Below are 17,271 nucleotides of genomic sequence, written 5' to 3'. Positions count from 1 at the left end.
GGAGATGAGCAACGACGACACTCCGAAAATCTCGGTCCGCGGGCTTTACAAGATCTTCGGCGCGAACCCGCAAAAGGCGCTGGAACGCGTCAAGGGCGGCATGAGCAAGCCCGATCTTCTGGCCGAGACCAACCATGTCCTGGGCCTGAGCGATATCAACGTGGACATGCCGCGTGGCAAGACCACGGTGATCATGGGCCTGTCGGGCTCGGGCAAATCGACCCTGATCCGGCATCTCAACCGGCTGATCGAACCCACCGCCGGAGAGGTGCTGGTCGATGGCGAGGATATCCTGAGCAACAACGACCGCCAGCTGCGCGATCTGCGTCAGCATCGCATGTCGATGGTGTTCCAGAAATTCGCGCTTCTGCCGCATCGCACGGTGCTGGAAAACGCAGGGCTCGCCCCTGCCGTCGCCGGACAAAGCAAGAAGCAATACGCCGCCGAGGCGACCAAATGGCTCGACCGCGTGGGGCTTGAGGGGCAGGGCAACCAGTATCCCGCGCAGCTTTCGGGCGGGATGCAGCAGCGTGTCGGCATCGCGCGCGCGCTGACCTCCAATTCCGACATCATGCTGATGGACGAGGCGTTCTCGGCGCTCGATCCGCTGATCCGCACCGACATGCAGGATCTGCTGATCGAATTGCAGGGCGAATTGCAGAAAACCATCGTCTTCATCACGCATGATCTCGACGAGGCGCTGAAGCTGGCCGATCACCTGGTGATCCTCAAGGACGGCTATGTCGTCCAGCAGGGCGAGCCGCAGCAGATCCTGCTCAACCCGAACGATCCCTACATCGAGGATTTCGTGGCCGACATCAACCGCGCCCGCGTGCTGCGCGTGCGCTCGGTGATGGAGAAGACGGATCGCCCGGTAGCGGATGTGGCCGGCGAGGTCGATCACGACGACACGCTGGAGGCGGTGATCGCGCTCTCGGGGGGCGATACCACGCTCAATTACCGGGTGATGCGGGACGGGCTGCAGGTCGGCATCCTGCACATGCGCGATCTGGTGCGCGCATTGGTGCCCTCGCGCGGGCCGGAGGAGCCTGTCGCGAGACAGGCGGGCTAGGCGGCGGCGCGACCCTCCAGGATATCCACCGCGCGGCGCAGATCCGCGCGGAACTGCTCTGTGGCCTGCGCCCTGGCCTCGGCATCCGGCAGGCGCAACAGGTAGGACGGGTGCAGCGTGATGAGCGCGCTTTGCCCGCCGCGCGTCTTCTCGATGCCGCCGCGCCGCGCAAGGATCCCCTCGCGCCGCCCGGTCAGCGCCTGCGCGGCGGTGGCGCCCATGGCAAGCACCAGCTTCGGCTTGACCAGCGCGAGCTCGGCGTCGAGCCACCAGCGGCATTGCTCGACCTCGCCGGCATCGGGGCGCTGGTGAATGCGCCGCTTGCCGCGCGGCGTGAACTTGAAATGCTTGACCGCATTGGTGACATAGGCCTTTTCGCGCTCCAGCCCGGCCTCTGCCGCGATCCGGTCGAACATCTGGCCTGCCGGGCCGACCAAAGGCCGCCCGGTCAGATCCTCCATATCGCCCGGCTGCTCGCCGACGATCATCAGCGGCGCATCAAGCGGCCCTTCGCCAGGCACGGCCTGCGTCGCATCGCGGTAAAGCGGGCAGCGCCTGCAGGCGGCAAGCGCGGCGGGCAAACCCTCTGCCGGCCCGTCCCAGGCCGATATGCAGCCTGCAAGCTGCGCCTGCGCGCTGGCCATGCGGGCGGGGGGCAATGTCGGCGCGGCCTCTGCCATGGCGCGGGCGCGGGCGGGCGCAGAGGCCACCAGATCGGGGATCGCGGCGGCTTCGGGCAGGTTTTTCCAGTATTTGCGCGGCATCTCCGATTGCATCGCTTGAACCTTGAGCCGCGCCGGGTTGAAGATATTGCGAAAATAGGTGACCCAAAGCGCCTCGCTGGCATCCTCGGGCAGATCGGGGCGCGGCTGGCCCTCCTCGAAGCGCAGCTTGCCGCCCTCGAACACCGCCGAGACATCCGGCGTCAGGATGCGCCAGTCCATGTCGCCGAAACGCCGCACGAAGAAATCCGCCGTCGGCTCCACCGTATGATGGGTCGGCTCGAACCATGCAGCGAAAGACCGGCGCGGGGCGTCCGGTGCCCCGATCTCGCGAAAGCGCACGAACGCCTTCATCTTGTGCTGGCAGCGCCGCACGTTCTTTTCCATCGCCCGCAGCCGCGCCAGATCAACGTCGCCCCGATCGCGCATCAGATGCGGCGCGCGCTGCAGCCGCCAGAGGAACGCGTAAAGCCGGGCGAAGCGTTCGGGATCGCTGTGCCAGACCGCCACCTGCGCCATCTCGACGAAACTGCGCGGCACGGTGATCGCGCCCCTGGCGGGCATCGCCGTTTGCGCGCCGAAGAGATCCCGCTCCGCGCCCGCACCGCTCCAGAGGATCTCCTCGGGCGGCACGCCGGCGGCCAGGAGGCGCCGCGCGGCATCGCGCCAGGCGTTCCATGTGCCAAGGGCGGGGATCTGCACGCTGTGCATCAGAACAGGCTGAGTTGCTCGGGCGGCGGCGCGAAGCGGGCGCGCAGATGGGCGCTGTCCACCAGCGCGCCGGGGGACCAGCCGCCGGCGGTGATGAAGGCGCGGGCCTTCTTCATCGACGCCCCCATGCGCACCAGATCCTCGTAGCGCAGGGCGCGGTGGCGGCGCGTCGTCAGGATGCGGTTGACGGTTTTCACCCCGAAGCCCGGCACGCGCAGCAGCATCTCGCGGCTGGCGCGGTTCACATCGAGCGGAAACACCCCCCGATGCGCCAGCGCCCAGGCGAGCTTGGGGTCGATCTCCAGATCGAGATTGCCGTCCGGCGCGACCGAGGTGATCTCGTCGAGCCGGAAATCATAGAACCGCAGCAGCCAATCGGCCTGATAGAGCCGGTGCTCGCGCTGCAGGGGCGGGCGGATCAACGGCAGTTTCGACGAGCTGTCGGGAATGGGCGAGAAGGCCGAGTAATAGACGCGCTTGAGCTGGTAACTGGAATAAAGCCGCGTCGATTGGCCCAGGATCGCGGCATCGCTCGAGCCATCCGCGCCGATGATCACCTGCGTCGCCTGGCCCGCAGGCGCGAAGCGCGCGGGGCGCTTGCCGGTGTGGCTCTTGTCACGCGCGGCCTCCTTGCGCAGCCGCACATCGGCCATGGCGCGGCGGATTTGCTCGGGCTTCTTCTCGGGCGCGTATTGCTTGACGGCGGCATCGGTGGGCAGTTCCACATTGATCGACAGCCGGTCGGCCAGAAGCCCCGCTTCCTCGATCAGTTCGGGCGCGGCGTCGGGGATGGTCTTGAGATGGATATAGCCGCGGAAATTCTCCTCGTGGCGCAGCTTGCGGGCGATCTGCACCATGTCCGACATGGTCGCATCCGGCGAGCGGATCACGCCGGAGGACAGAAACAGCCCCTCGATGTAATTGCGCCGGTAGAACTCGATGGTGAGCTTGACCACCTCATCGACGCTGAACCGCGCGCGGTCCACGTTCGAGGAGACGCGGTTGATGCAATAGCTGCAATCGTAGATGCAGAAATTCGTCATCAGGATCTTCAGAAGGCTGATGCAGCGCCCGTCAGGGGCATAGGCGTGGCAAATCCCGCTGCCCTCGTTGGAGCCGAGCCCTTTGCCATCGCGCGAATGGCGCTTGGTCGATCCCGACGAAGCGCAGGACGCGTCGTATTTCGCCGCGTCGCTCAGAATCGCCAGTTTCTGTTCCAGGGTCTGCTTGGCCATATGTTCTATATATGTTCCAAGGGCGGACCTGTCCATTCATGGAAATGTGCATCGCCCCCCCCCGGGGGGGGGGCGGAAATGTCGTTCTTATTTCGTGAGGGAATGCGAAAGCCGGCCGAACCAACCAGCACGATTGGACAGCTGATAATGCTCGAAAAGTTAAGTCGGTGACTTGCCGAGATAGGAACGGAAAGGCATATCGCCACCCCTGCCCTATTCCTCGGTCATGCTCTTGCGCACCGCGTCCATCAGCGGGGAGACGATGAAGTTGGCGACCGTGCGTTCGCCGGTGGTGATGATCACATCGGCCGGCATGCCCGCCGTCAGCCGGTCCTTGATCGAGGGCGGGATATCCTCCTCGTCGACGGTGACGCGGGCCAGGTAATAGGGCGGCTCGTTCGGATTCTCGGGCGTGATGACATCGTTCGACACGGTCTCGACCTCGCCGAGCATGATCGGGGTCAGCTTGGTCTTGAAGGCGGTGAAGCGCACTTCGGTCGACAGGCCGGCGGTGACGTTGTCCTTGTCGATGGGCGAGACGCGCGCGTTGATGATAAGTTCCTCATCCTCGGGCACCAGTTCCATCAGCACGTCGCCGGGGCGCACCACCGAGCCCACGGTATGCACCTTGAGGTTCTGGATCGTGCCCGATCCCGGCGCGCGGATCTCGGTCCGGTTCAGCACATCCTGTGCCACCTTGCGCCGTTCCTGGAATTCGCTGATTTCCGAGCGCACCTGCTCCAGCGCGGTATTGGCGGTCTGGCGGTATTCCTGCGTCAGTTGCAGGATCTGCAGCTCGGTCTCGCCGATGCTGGCACGCGCCTGCGCGATATCTGAGATCACCTGCCCCAGATTGGCCTCGATCTCGATCAGCTCGTCCTCGCGCTGGCTCAGGATATTGCCTTGGATCAGCCCGCGGCTTTCGCCGTCGCGCATCCGGGTCAGCATGTCGGTGTAATTCGCGATCCGCCGTTCGAAGGCGGATTTCTGCAATTCCAGCCCCTCGATCTGCACCTTGATCTGTTCGACCCGCGCCTTGAGGATATCCTCCTGCGATTTCAGGATCGAGCGGCCTTCCTTGAAAAGATCGCGCTGGTCGGCCAGCACCGCGTTGACGGTATGGGTGTCCTTGGCGACCACGTCTTCGGGAAACTCGACCTCCTCGGCCAGCTTGCGCTCGGCCAGAAGCCGCGCCTCGATCAGGCGGGCCACGTCGAGCCGGTTGGACATCACTTCAAGGTTGGAACGCGCCTCGACGGCATTGAGGCGCAGCAGCACGTCGCCCTGCTCCACCGCGTTCGCTTCCTTGACGGCGATCTCCTCGACGATGCCGCCCTCGAAATGCTGCACCACGCGGCGGTTGCCCTCGAGCGAGATCGTCGCCGGGGCCACCACCGCGCTGTCGAGCTTGGCCACCGCGGCCCAGCTTCCCAGCACCCCGAAGGTGAGGAAGATCAGCACATAGCCCGCAAGGGCGACGGGTTTGGGGCTTGGTTTCTTTGCCATTGGCGTATCGGCTCCTTGCAAGAGCGGTCGTTTGGATCAGGATATGAGGCGCGTCAGCCGCGCGGCGTGTCCGCCATGCTCACCACGGCGGGGGCCGCATCGGCCGCAACCTCCTTTTTCTTCGGTGCCTGCTGGACCTTGGCCTGCTGCTGCTGTTGCTGGGCCTGCGCGAAGATCTCGCGCGTGGGGCCGAATTTCTCGACCTGGCCGTTCACCAGCATCAGCGCCTTGTCCGACAGCGCCAGAAGGTTGGCCTTATGCGTGACCAGAACCACGGTCTTGCCGCGCTTTTTCATTTCCTGGATGCAATTGGCCAGCGCCTGCTCGCCATGCGCATCGAGATTGGAGTTCGGCTCATCGAGCACGATCAGGCTCGGCTCGCGGAAGACCGCGCGAGCAAGACCGACGCGCTGGCGCTGGCCGCCCGACAGCCCGTTGCCGCCATCGCCGACATCGGTGTCATAGCCCTCGGGGAGCGTGGCGATCATCTCATGCGCGCCCGACAGCGTGGCGGCGGCGACGATCTCCTTGTCCTCCACCCCGTCGATGAAACGCGAAATATTCTCTGAGACCGTGCCGCGGAAGAGTTTCACATCCTGCGGCATGTAGCCCATGTAGCGGCCCAGCTGGTCGGCATCCCAGTGATGCAGCTCGGTCCCCTCGAGCCGCACCGCGCCCGATTGCGGCTGCATCGCGCCCACGAGGTGACGCACCAGCGTGGATTTGCCCGATCCGCTCGGCCCGATCACCGCCAGCACCTCGCCCTGCGCGATGTTGAAGGAGATGCCCTTGAGGATCGGCGCGCGCGAACCCGGCGCGGTGGCGATGAGGTTCTGCACCACCAGGTTGCCCTTGGGCGCGGGCAGCTGCATCCGGTCTTCCTCATCGCCCAGGGTCTCGAAAATCTCGTCGAGCCGCTTATGCGCCTGGCGCGCGGCGACGAATTGCTTCCATTGGCCGACCGCCTGTTCGACGGGCGCAAGCGCGCGGCCCATGACGATCGACGCCGCGATCATGATGCCGGGCGAGATCTGCTGCTGGATCGCGAGATAGGCGCCGGTGCCCAGGATGGCGATCTGCAGCGACATGCGCACGAACTTGGTCGAGGCCATGATGGCCCCGGCCCGCCCCGACGCCTTGGCCTGCGCGCTCAGCACCTCGTCATGCTGCTTGAGCCAGCGATTGGTGAGCGGCTTTTCCATGCCCAGAGCGCGGATCACCTCGGCGTTCTGGACCGTGGTGTTGACGAAATGCGCGGCACCCATATTGGCGGTGCCGGCTTCTTTCAGAAGGCCGCGCGTGGCGAATTCATTGGTCAGCGCGAGGATGAAGATCACCACCGCGCCCGCCGTCGCCACCATGCCGAGCCACGGGTGGAAGGCGAAGACCAGCGCCAGGAAGAGCGGCACCCAGGGCGCGTCGAAAAACGCCAGGATCCCCTGCCCCGTCAGGAATTCGCGCACCCGGTCGACATCCTGCAACGTGGCATGGGCGCCGGAATTGGGCGCCGCCAATTGCTTGCGCACCACGCGGTTGAAGGCCGGGTTGGCCAGCATGTCGTCGAATTGCAGCCCCGCCCGCACCAGCATCTTGGAGCGGATGAATTCCAGAAACCCGTATGTCACCAGAAGCGCCACGGCGATGGCGGTGATCATCAGCAGGGTAAATTCGTTCCGGCTCGCCAACACGCGGTCATAGACCTGCAGCATGTAGAGCGGGCCGACGAACATCAGCAGGTTGGAGAAGAAACTGAACACCACGGTGGCGAAGATGATCGCCTTGAACCGGCCATACGCCTTTTTCAGAGGTGACGTGGCTGTCATGCGCAAAACGTCCTTTCGCAAGTCGCAGGCCGGCACGGCAAAACCTTCGGCCCGGCCACCCTCTTTCTGGCGAAATCCATACACCAGACAGGGGAGCCATGCAATTGAAGCCGCCCCCCTGCCCTATCCCGAGGGAGTGAATAATTCGTAAGCTGGCGCGATTGCACCGGAGCGCCGGTCAGGCGTCTTTCGGCAGCGCGCCCTTCAGGGCCTGCGCATAGGCGTTCCGCGCGGTTTGTGCAATCGCCAGCTCGCGGCGCAGCTCGGCCATTTTCTGCTCACAGAACTGCACGTTCTGGATATTGCCCTTCGCCTCGTCCGAGAGCGCGTCGGTGTCGTATTCCTTGCCGTCGATGGTGATCTTGGCCATGTGCCTTGGTCCTTTACCTCTTCGTGTTCAAATCACCGCGCTCTTAACCAATTCACCGGGCAACCGCAAAGCGAAAGCAAGCGCCGGAAGTCCGGCCGCTCGCTGGTTTCGATTTTTACGAAGTCTTCAAGCGGCGTATCCCGTTTCAGCCACACCCGATGTGCCGACGCCGACAAGCGCCATTTCGAGCGGATCATCAGCCAAGGGAATCCCGGAAAAATCCGGTACCGTCGCCAGGTCGTCATATCTCACGGTGTTGTCGACGTCAGAACTTTCGAAGAGGCTTAGATCGAATGCCCCCGCGAAATCATAAAGCTGCGGCATCACGGCATTAGGAGCGCCTATATCGTAGATCGTGTCATACCCCATATCCTCCAGCGCCGCGACAGTCATGGCGGACATGAAAGCGGCACTGCTGGAGAACCCGGTCATCGTTTCGTCAAAGAACGTTTCTTCGTCCCAATGTCCGCCAGCGGTGCCCGGCCCGTAATTCATCTCTACCGGAACGCCGATCAGGGAATACGGGTCAGACGAAGCGATCCCCGAAAATTCCGAATTATAGGCCGCAATCGCGTTGTCGCCTTCAAATCGCCAGTCATAGGAACTGTAATCGACCAGCCCCATGAAATCCCAGACCGTGCCGAAACCCATGACGTGCAGCATCTCATGCAGCACCGTGTCGATGAAGGTACCCTCGGCTTCCTCGCGTCCGATATCGGCAATATCGAAGATCATCTCTCCTTCCGACGGCAAGTAGCTATACGGCCGGATATAACTCGGCCCTGCCTGCCCCAGGATGCCGTATTCGCCATCGATCCATTCGATACTTGCGGTAATGCTGATATCGTCGATGATCCCGTCATCGGAGACATCGCCCACGATCAGTGAGGACAGGTAATCGGCTGCTGTCACGAAAGCCGCGCGCTGGCTGGCAGTAACGGCGGTTTCGAAGATCACCTCGATATTGAAATTCGAGAACACGCCGTTACCGCCATAGCCGGAGATGTAATTGCCCGTGGCATCGGTGCTGGTGTCGAGCACGGTGACATCGGCCGAGGCGAGGCCGCCCTCCAATGTCACCGTCAGGGTTTCGGTCCCTTCGGTCAGCTCGTCCGCGAGAACCGGGATCTGGATCAACGCGCCGCCGAAGGAAAGCACGGTTGTCGTGCCTGTCAACGGACCGCCGATATCCGCTTCACTGACGCCCGAGATCGTATAGCTGATCTCGGTCCCTTCGGCGACGCCGCTCGTCTCCAGAGAAAAGCTCGCGGCGTTTCCTTCCTCGATCACCGCATCGAGCGGTGTCAGCGCGTAGGTCGGCACGGGAGCACCCACATCGGCGCTGCCGTCGTCATTGATGACGGAGGAGCCGCCCTGCGCCACCAATCCGCCGGACGGGATGGAAACGCCGAGGATATCCTGTGTGAAATCGGCATAGCCCAATTCGGCGCCTGTCCCATCGCCGGCGGCCGCGTTCTGGCCGACCTGATAGGTGAACGTATCGGCGCCGCGGATGTCGATCTCGGCGCCATTGCTCAGCGTCAGGATCGTCTGATCGGCGATCACGAGACTGCTGGCGATGGTCAGGCCGGCGGGCAGTTCGATGGTATTGCTGCCGCCCTGGTCGATGATGGTGATCGTCTCGCCGGGTTCGATGATGAAGGGATTGATGGAATATGTCTGGTCGCTGCCGTCTCCGTTATAGGTGACGCCGGCGCTTTGCGCCAAAATATATGCTTCGGAAATATTGTTGATTGCCATGGACTTCACCCCAATGCCGCTGGTTACACCTGCACCTTTCAGAATGGCGCATGGGCGGCAGCTTAGGCGAGGAGCGCGCGGCGGGGCCACAGGAAAGTTAAGATTTTCCTTATCCGGCATCCCTGCCAGCGACTGCCGGGCCACATCCGGCGCCGGACGGGCCACGAAAAAAGGGCCGGCGCAGCGGCCGGCCCTTCTCTATCGTCATTGCAATGCCGATCAGGCGATGGTCAGGAAGCCGTCCGCGAAGGACACGTCATCCGCATCGACGCCTGCCAGGGTGATCCGCGTGACGTCGTCGGTTCCGGAGGAGTTGCCGCCGAAGGTCTCTTCTTCGAGGTAAAGCACCAGATCGTTACCGTCCTGCTCCCAGAGGATCTCCAGCGCGTTGGCATCGCCGACATTGTTGCCGATGTCCTGACCGTCGGGGATCATGACCAGCGCTTCGAAATCCATGCCGAAATAGATCACGTCGTCACCGGCATCGCCGAAGTTGTTGATGGTTCCATTGGTGCCATCGGCCATGACGAGATGAACGTCATCCTGCGGGGTCGAGTTCTGAGTACCCTCGCGCAGGTTGAGACCAAGCCCACCATCCTCGACGTCATCCGTGATGGCCTCCAGAGCGGCTTGAGCGGCATCGGCAGCGGCCTGCTCTGCATCCTCGAGCGCGTCGAGATTTGCCTGAATGGCGTCATTCTCGGCGACAGCCGCTTCGTAATCGGCGACCGCATCATTCAGATCGTCGAGATTTTCTTGCTGTGCTGCCACGGCGTTCCGTGCGTCGAGAACTTCGTCTGCTTCGGGCGCATTCAGTCCAGAACCACCGGCCAACAAATTGATCGTCGCCTCAGCACCGGAGGTGTCGACTGCACCGTTTGGCACGTCATCGACGTCTTCAAGAGCCGGATTATCGTTCTCGAGTTGAAGAACGTCGAGAATTTCTTCCCGAAGCGCGGTTTCCTCTGCATCCGCAGCCGCGTCAGCGTCTGCCCGATCCTGAAGCGCAGCGAGAAGATCATCGAAATTGGTGAGATCGTCGAAACCCTCCGCAGCCAATGAGCTAAAGTCGGCTCCCGGGATTTCCACCCAAGTGCCATCATCCAGCTCTGCCACGTTGATCGCTGTGCTCCCGCCGTTCGGTGTAAGAGACAAAAATCCGCCGCTTACGGCTGCGACGTCACCGTTGACTGCATTGAACGCACCAAGCTCCGCCGTCACCTGCGTGTCGGCCGCCTCTGCATCATCCAGCGCCACATTGAGCGCGTCGAGCGCCGGCGCAAGATCGTCGAGTTCTGCAGCTGTGCCGTCCGCGAGGTCTTCTTCCTCGGTCGCCACATCCGCTTCTGCCGCAGCGATGAGATCTTCCGCCGCGGCGATTCCGTCCGCGATCAATGCGTCGCGCACGTTCTCGGAAACACCGGTGTCGTCGAAATCACCATCGTTGAAGTCGAAGTCATCGGACGAATCCTCACCGGCGATCGCCTCCAGCGCATCGTCGACATCGCTTGCGGTGGCGACAACTGCCTCTTCCGCTTCATCTGCATCCGTCGTGCCGTCGTCGTCCTCATCGGCGTTCTGGGCTTCGTCCAGAGCTTCTTCCGCCGCAGTTTCCGCTTCACGCGCGGCCAGCAGCGTTTCCAGCGCAGCAGCCAGATCGTCATCGCCGCCGGCGCCGCCATCGTCGCTGCCATCGGGGGTTGCGGTGCCGTCGTCATTGACGGTCACGCTGCCGCCTTCCGCCACGGGCTCGCCCGCTGCCGGAACGGTCACGCCGAGCACGTCCTGCGCGAACTGCTCGAACGTCAGATCCTCACCGGTCGTGTCGCCACTACCCTGGTTCTGACCGACGTTGAAGGTGAAGGTATCGGCGCCGCGAATGTCGACGACCGCGCCATTGCTCAGCGTCAGGATCGTCTGATCCGCGATCACCTGGCTGGACGTGATCGTCAGGCCCGCGGGCAGTTCGATCGAGTTGTTGCCGCCCTGATCGATGATGGTGATCGTGTCACCGGCGCCGATGAGGAAGGGGTTGATGGAATATGTCTGGTCGCTGCTGTCACCATTGTAGGTGTTCCCCGCAGTCTGCGCCAGGACATAGGATTCGGAAGTGTTGATAATAGCCATGTCTGTCTCTGTCTCTCATTACCCAGGGGTGAATTTCCCTGCCCGCTTACGCGGACAGGGATAGCTTAGGCAGATTCTTCGGGATTAGGCTACCGAGAAGTCGACATCCGCCAGATCGGAGACGCCCACCAGGGTCAGACCGTATGCATCACCATCCGCGTTGTCCGCGAAGATGAAGTCCAGCTCGTTCTGGATACCGTTGCCCGAGACGGTCGGGGTGGTATCGCCGAAGGTCGCCGTGGTCAGCGTGCCGCCGTCGACATCATCGAACACGATGCTGTCTTCGGTCGGGTTGAACCCGTCGATGGTGTAGTCGCCATCGGCCAGCGAAACGGCGTCGCCGCTGCTGCTGTCGATTGCGTAGACGAAGGTCTCTGCAACGCCATCCACAGCCGTCAGGTCGCCGGTGACGTCGATCGGGGTGCCGGTGTCGGTGCCGCCGTCGCCGCCGTCATCGCCGCCGCCGGTGTCACCACCGTCGTCGTCGCTGCCGTCTGCAACCGCATCGAACAGGGCCTTGTAGGCCTCGGTGTTGACGATGTTGCAGTCTTCGAGATCCAGCGTGTCGCCGAAGTCGAGGCTACCGAGCAGGTTGGCGCTGACATTCTCGTCACCGTCTTCCTCGCTGGCATCCCAGGACAGTTCGAACACCTTGTATTCGCCCCGGTTGCCTTCGTTCTCGACCATCAGGATGCCCTTGGCATTGCCGTCAACCACAGTTTCGTCGTTCTGGTTGTCGCTGACATCGAAGTTGGCATCGTCCAGCGCACCGTTGTCGAAGTCTCCATCATCGTTGAAGAGGTCTTCGATATCGGAGGCCGACAGGCTCTCGAACGTGTCGTCGCTGTTGTCGTCATCGGTGTAACGGACAACGACCACCTCGTTCGCATCGACTTCACCCGCATCCGCGTCGGTGCCGTAATCCAGCGTGACGTCGATCAGACGCTCGGACTCGCTCGATCCGGAATCGGATTCAAGGCTCGTCAGATAGGCGTCGAAGTTGAGGAAGTCCTTCCCGTCTTCATCGCAGCCCGAGGTGAAGTTCATCACGGTGTCGTCGCCGAAGTTGTCACCGGTCAGAACGATGGTCTCGTTCGATGCACCGTTGATCAGGGCGTTGCTGCCGCTGACGGTGAAGGCCGGGATGGACGCTTCGATCGCGTCGGTGCTCAGAACGATCAGGTCATCGCCCGAACCGCCGTTGATCACGGTGTCGGTCTCTTCGACCGAGGCCGTGCCAACGGTGTGCAGGTTGGATTCACCTTCGCCCACACCGGCTGCTGCCGAGTTGTCATCGTCGCCGATGTTGCTCAGACCATCGTACCATGCATCCGCGTCGGCACTCGTGCCCAGATCGGCTGCAACGGCATTGGCATCGTCCAGATCCTCGATCACGATCGTGGAATCCTGGAACAGATCCTGCGCCTCGGCTTCGACCTTCGACCAGTAGCTGTCATCCGAAGAATCTGCCTGGGTGATGTCGATCCGCAGATCGGTTTCGTCGAATGCGCCGGATGTCGTGGACGTCACGATCAACGTGTTGTTCGGGCCCATTTCGACCGTAAGCAACTTCTTGAGAACGTCGTCACCATTGATCGCTTCCATGACGGCTGCGTTGATGTCGGCCTGCGTGCCGTAGTACTCTTTGCCGTTCAGCAGGGCTCCGATATCGAAAGTGGCTTCATAACCGTCCTCGGTCGCGACAGCACCAACGTGATCGTCACCGTCCAGATTATCAACAGCCATCACGCCGCCACCGGCAGCCAAGTCGCCCGAGATGCCGGCACCCGACAGGGTCACGGTGATGGTTGCGCCACCGATATAGGCCAGCGACAGCTCTTCACCCGGAAGTTCGTCCCGACCAAAGTCGCCAATACCGTCATCGGAGCCATCGGACGCACGAACTGCGTCGAAGTTGAACGCCCAGACGGCTGTCGAGGAGGAATCGCCCGATGTGTCGATGACGTCGTTACCTGCACCACCATCGATGTTGGCGACACCGATACCCGAGAGCTCGACCGTATCATCGCCGGAACCGGCTTCGATTTTGACGTTGTCGAGGATCGTGTGGTTCAGCTGCTCGCTGTCGTCGCTGCTGTCATCAAGACCGGTGCCTTCGTTGTTCAGATCGAAGTCGACACGGATCGTATCGTTTCCGTCAGCAGTAGACACGTTCAGCGAGGAACCGGCATAATCCAGCGCGTCGCCGTCCAGCAGGATGTCGACATTGTCATTGCCTGCGCCGGTCGTCACGGAATAGGCCTCGTTGACCTCATTGCCGTCATAGAGCAGACCCAGCGTCACGTCGCCGCCGCCAGCTGCCGTGATCGTGTCGGCATTGGTCACACGACCGGCATTGTTCGCGGCATCGATATCGCCCAGCGTCAGATCGCCAAGGAACCCGTCAGCGTCGATCCGCTCAAGATCACCGGTTTCGACGTTTGCGTTGACGTCTTCGTCAAAGCCATTGCGCACCGTCAGGCTGGCATAGGTGTTGCCATCCTTGAAATCGGAATGAGTCGCGATGTTGATGACGCGCAGTTCATTGCCGGTCGATGTGATCGTGCCGACATTGGACGGCTTGGTCATGTTGCCATCGGGATCCTCGTTGCCGGCGCCCTTGACGTTGACATTGATGACCTCGATGCCGTCCGCGATGCCGTCAGGCGTGTTCACGGACTTGCCACCGATGACGACGTCGCCGCCTTCACCGCCACGGCCTGCCTTGTGCAGGTCGAGATCGACGGAGATCGGCTCATCCGTGCTGCCGAATTCGTCGCGGAACTCACCGAAGACGTCGAACGCGCCAGTCACTTCGTCAGGAGCGGTGAAGCCGAGCGCGTCGATCGGGGAACCGTCACCGGATGTGATCCGGATGGCCGGGATCAGCTCGGACAATGTCCCGTCATTCAGACCGGTGCGGTTCAGCGTCTTGCCGCTCGCATCGCGGATGACAGTGTCGTACTCGACCAACTCGATCGTTGTGCCTACCGGCAGAACACCGTCGCTGATCAACTGGGCAAGAGGCCCGCGCAGCGCGTCGACGAATTGCTGATGCGTATCGACAGTTTCACCCGCCGGTGTGTCGATATCAATCAGCGCAGGGTCGAAGGACAGCTCGACCACTTCACCGTTGATTTCGAAACGAAGACCGTTCTTGTCGATCTCGTCGAGGCGGCCCTCAACGCTTTCGCCGTTCAGACGGTTCAGTTCCGCCTTTTCGTCGAGCAGGAAGAACTCGGCAAACCCCTGCGAGGTCTGGCCCGACAGCAGGTAGTCATTGTCGAACAGGACTTCGAGGTCGGCTGCGTCACCGTCGCTGTTGAAGTTGTCGGTGTGATCCATCGTGACGGTGATTTCCGACGTGTTGCGCGCGGAGTTGTCGTCAGAGGTTTCCTTGGTCGTCAGGTTCTCGATCACCAGATCGCCATCGGAATAGTAGGAGCCAATCTTGTCGTGACCGACGATGTGCTTGGCGTCGAGAATGATCGTGTCATCTTCGTTCGGGTTATCCTGCGTATCGTCACGCGCCTCGATGTCGATCGTCTCGATGCTTGTCAGACGTGGCTGGATATCGGTTGCCTGCGAATTCTCGCCAGATGCACCGAGGAATTCCTTGCTCAGCTCTGCATACAGACGGTCATTGCCGCCCTCACCGTCGAGACGGTCTGCGGAGGACAGGGAATTGGACACGCCGCCCGCGAACGGGTTCTGCGCGATGTAGCCGTAGAACGTGTCGTCGTTGTCGGAGGACTCAAGACCGTTCATGCCAGACACGTCGGTGCTGCTGGTCAGGAAGATGTCGTTGCCCGGAACGGCCGGGGGCGGTGCGGGCTGGAATTCCTCGTCGATTTCGGCTTTTGCCGCGTCGACGGTGGACTGCTCATCGGTGACGTCGTCGATGATATCCTCGGCGCTTTCCACCGCGTCATCATCGGCAAGATACTCGGCGTCCGTCGTGATGCCGGATGCTTTTGCTGCTTCGAACCAGTCGATGCCGACTTCGATCTTGTTCAGGAGCGTCGTGCGATCGTTGAACTCAGCCGTGTTCTGCGCACCACCGATAAAGTCGAGAATGACCTGACCGATCGCCGCATCGCCGTTTGCGCTGTTGATCGCGTCCACGAGTTGTCCGGCCCAGTAATCGAGGCCATCCGCATCCGGGTCACGCTCGAGCAGGTTATTGTAGAGCTTCGTGACGAAGGCCTCTGCTTCCTCGACGGTCGGATCCGTGAAGAAAGGATGCTCTTCGGTCGTCTCGGTCTGGTCGACAAAGTTCGCTGCGACGTCGGCAAGGGTTGCCCCGCCATCCAGGTCACTGATCCAGTATTCGAACCCACCCGGGTTCGGCGCACGGTTGTAGTAACCGATGTAAAGCGCTGCAACCTGCTGTTGGGTTGTAAGCGAATCTAGGAAAGCCATAGATTTTCTTCCTCTTTAAGTTCGGCGCCTGTAAATTGCGGCCCCATCAACGATCGTTGTTGTCCCCACCTTGCCCATGCCGCGCATGATGCAATGCACCACGCCCGGCAAAAAACCGGCAGGGTTCAACTGGATAGGTGTCTAGCCTGTCGATCCCAGTTCAACAAGGAGAAATGTATAGCAACTTTCACACCCCTGTATAGCGATTTGTATACCCTTCGGCAGAATTCCGCTAATACCCTGTTAAATAAAGGATATATCCGTTTTGGACAATTCAGACGTGGCCAAAGCGCAACAATTCCGGAAAGCCGGCCGGGCGGCTGGAACATGGGCTTGGCGCGGGGCCGGCTTCCACAAGGGCAAAAGGTCGCCAAGAGCCATGATTACCGGATAATCAGTATAACCGGGTATTTGAACTTACCTGGTACTTTTAGTTACCGGGTAATATAAATTACCGGATTAATTGGATAACCCGATAAAAAAAGATATTGGATATTTTGGATTACCAGGTTATCGATAATACCGGGTAACCATAAAACAGAGCAGGACAACATATGCCCACCATCGTCATCGCATCCCCCAAGGGTGGGGCCGGGAAATCCACTGCGGCCGTGCTTCTGGGCACCGAACTTGCGCATGAAGGCGTGCCCGTCACCATGCTCGATTGCGACCCCAACCGCTCGCTCACGCTATGGGCCAGCCAGTCGGCGCTGCCCGATAACGTCACCGTGCTGTCGGACATCACCGAGGCCGATATCGTGCGCACCATCAAGGCGCATGATGCCGACGGGCAGATCGTGGTGGTCGATCTCGAAGGGGTGGCCTCGCGGCTGGTGTCCCGCGCGATCAGCCAGGCCGATCTGGTGCTCACCCCGATGCGGGCCACAACGCTCGATGCCACCATCGGCGCGCGCGCCTTGCAGCTCATCGCCGAGGAGGAAGAGGCGCTGGACCGCGCCATTCCCCATGCGGTCGTCTTCACCATGACCAAGGCGATCCGCTCCAAGCAGCACAAGGGCATCGAAAGCTCGCTGGCGGGGCAGGGGGTCGATGTGATCGACCCGCCGCTGATGGAGCGGGCGGCGTTCTCGGGGCTTTTTGCCTTTGGCGGCGATCTTCATTCGATGCCCGCGCAGGGCAACATGCAGGCGGCGCGCGACAATGCCCGCGCTTTTGCCATCCAGGTCTATAAACGCCTTGCAGGGGAGGGATGAGATGACCGATGCAAACCCGTTCGGGATCGCGCTGAGTCCCGGAAAACTGCGCAGCAAACCCAAGGACAGCAGCCCGGATGCACAGGCCAGATCGGATGCGGCGGCTGAAAAGCACGGCTTCGTCGATCGCAGCCCGAAAAAGCGCCGCGGCCGCAAGCCGAGCCCGCGCACCGGCCAGGTCCATGCCAAGGTGATGCCCGAAATCTCGCGCGAGATCGCCGCCGAGGCGCGGGCGCGCGGCGTGCAGCAGGGCGTGCTGATCGAGGAGGCCTGGGCGCTCTACAAGGCGGATCGGGGGCAGTGATCCG

General features: G+C 61.9%; 11 protein-coding genes and 1 pseudogene. 3 read left to right on the top strand and 9 right to left on the bottom strand.

Annotation, left to right across the window (positions count from 1 at the left end; all coding sequences use genetic code 11):
- The first annotated feature begins 4 nt into the window (after positions 1-4).
- Complete coding sequence (locus M3465_RS16685; protein ID WP_249502835.1) at positions 5-1,072, top strand: quaternary amine ABC transporter ATP-binding protein; 1,068 nt, start codon at positions 5-7, stop codon at positions 1,070-1,072.
- Here M3465_RS16685 and M3465_RS16680 read toward each other — a convergent pair.
- The 9 genes and pseudogenes from M3465_RS16680 to M3465_RS17210 all read right to left on the bottom strand — a co-directional run.
- Positions 1,069-2,505, bottom strand: a complete 1,437-nt coding sequence (locus M3465_RS16680; RefSeq protein WP_249502834.1) for a UdgX family uracil-DNA binding protein — start codon at positions 2,503-2,505, stop codon at positions 1,069-1,071. The genes M3465_RS16685 and M3465_RS16680 overlap by 4 nt on opposite strands.
- Positions 2,505-3,740, bottom strand: coding sequence for a putative DNA modification/repair radical SAM protein (locus M3465_RS16675; RefSeq protein WP_249502833.1), 1,236 nt, complete (start codon positions 3,738-3,740; stop codon positions 2,505-2,507). The genes M3465_RS16680 and M3465_RS16675 overlap by 1 nt, the downstream gene beginning before the upstream one ends.
- Before the next feature lie 213 nt (positions 3,741-3,953).
- Complete coding sequence (locus M3465_RS16670; RefSeq protein ID WP_249502832.1) at positions 3,954-5,246, bottom strand: HlyD family type I secretion periplasmic adaptor subunit; 1,293 nt, start codon at positions 5,244-5,246, stop codon at positions 3,954-3,956.
- 53 nt (positions 5,247-5,299) lie between these two features.
- Entirely contained in the window at positions 5,300-7,069 is a 1,770-nt protein-coding gene (locus M3465_RS16665) for a type I secretion system permease/ATPase (RefSeq protein ID WP_249502831.1), read from the bottom strand.
- A gap of 178 nt (positions 7,070-7,247) precedes the next feature.
- The gene (locus M3465_RS16660; protein WP_249502830.1) at positions 7,248-7,439 is read right to left on the bottom strand and encodes a DUF6447 family protein; all 192 of its coding nucleotides are present in this window, start codon (positions 7,437-7,439) and stop codon (positions 7,248-7,250) included.
- 126 nt (positions 7,440-7,565) lie between these two features.
- Positions 7,566-9,200: a leishmanolysin-related zinc metalloendopeptidase gene (locus M3465_RS16655; RefSeq protein ID WP_249502829.1), complete on the bottom strand. Its 1,635-nt coding sequence runs from the start codon at positions 9,198-9,200 to the stop codon at positions 7,566-7,568.
- 219 nt (positions 9,201-9,419) lie between these two features.
- Positions 9,420-11,327: a hypothetical protein gene (locus M3465_RS16650; RefSeq protein ID WP_249502828.1), complete on the bottom strand. Its 1,908-nt coding sequence runs from the start codon at positions 11,325-11,327 to the stop codon at positions 9,420-9,422.
- A gap of 84 nt (positions 11,328-11,411) precedes the next feature.
- Positions 11,412-15,452, bottom strand: coding sequence for a beta strand repeat-containing protein (locus M3465_RS16645; RefSeq protein ID WP_249502827.1), 4,041 nt, complete (start codon positions 15,450-15,452; stop codon positions 11,412-11,414).
- Between the two features lie 6 nt (positions 15,453-15,458).
- A pseudogene (locus tag M3465_RS17210) lies at positions 15,459-15,749 on the bottom strand (DUF4214 domain-containing protein); the annotation flags it as partial.
- A gap of 554 nt (positions 15,750-16,303) precedes the next feature.
- Between M3465_RS17210 and M3465_RS16640 the strand changes: the two are divergent.
- Positions 16,304-16,963, top strand: coding sequence for a ParA family protein (locus M3465_RS16640; protein ID WP_249502826.1), 660 nt, complete (start codon positions 16,304-16,306; stop codon positions 16,961-16,963).
- Between the two features lies 1 nt (position 16,964).
- Complete coding sequence (locus tag M3465_RS16635; protein ID WP_249502825.1) at positions 16,965-17,267, top strand: chromosome partitioning protein ParB; 303 nt, start codon at positions 16,965-16,967, stop codon at positions 17,265-17,267.
- The last annotated feature ends 4 nt before the right edge of the window (positions 17,268-17,271 follow it).

The organism is Marivita sp. GX14005, assembly GCF_023370775.1.
GTDB lineage: Bacteria > Pseudomonadota > Alphaproteobacteria > Rhodobacterales > Rhodobacteraceae > Marivita.
Note: the sequence above shows the minus strand (reverse complement) of the source record. Positions and strands in the feature narration are given on the sequence as shown.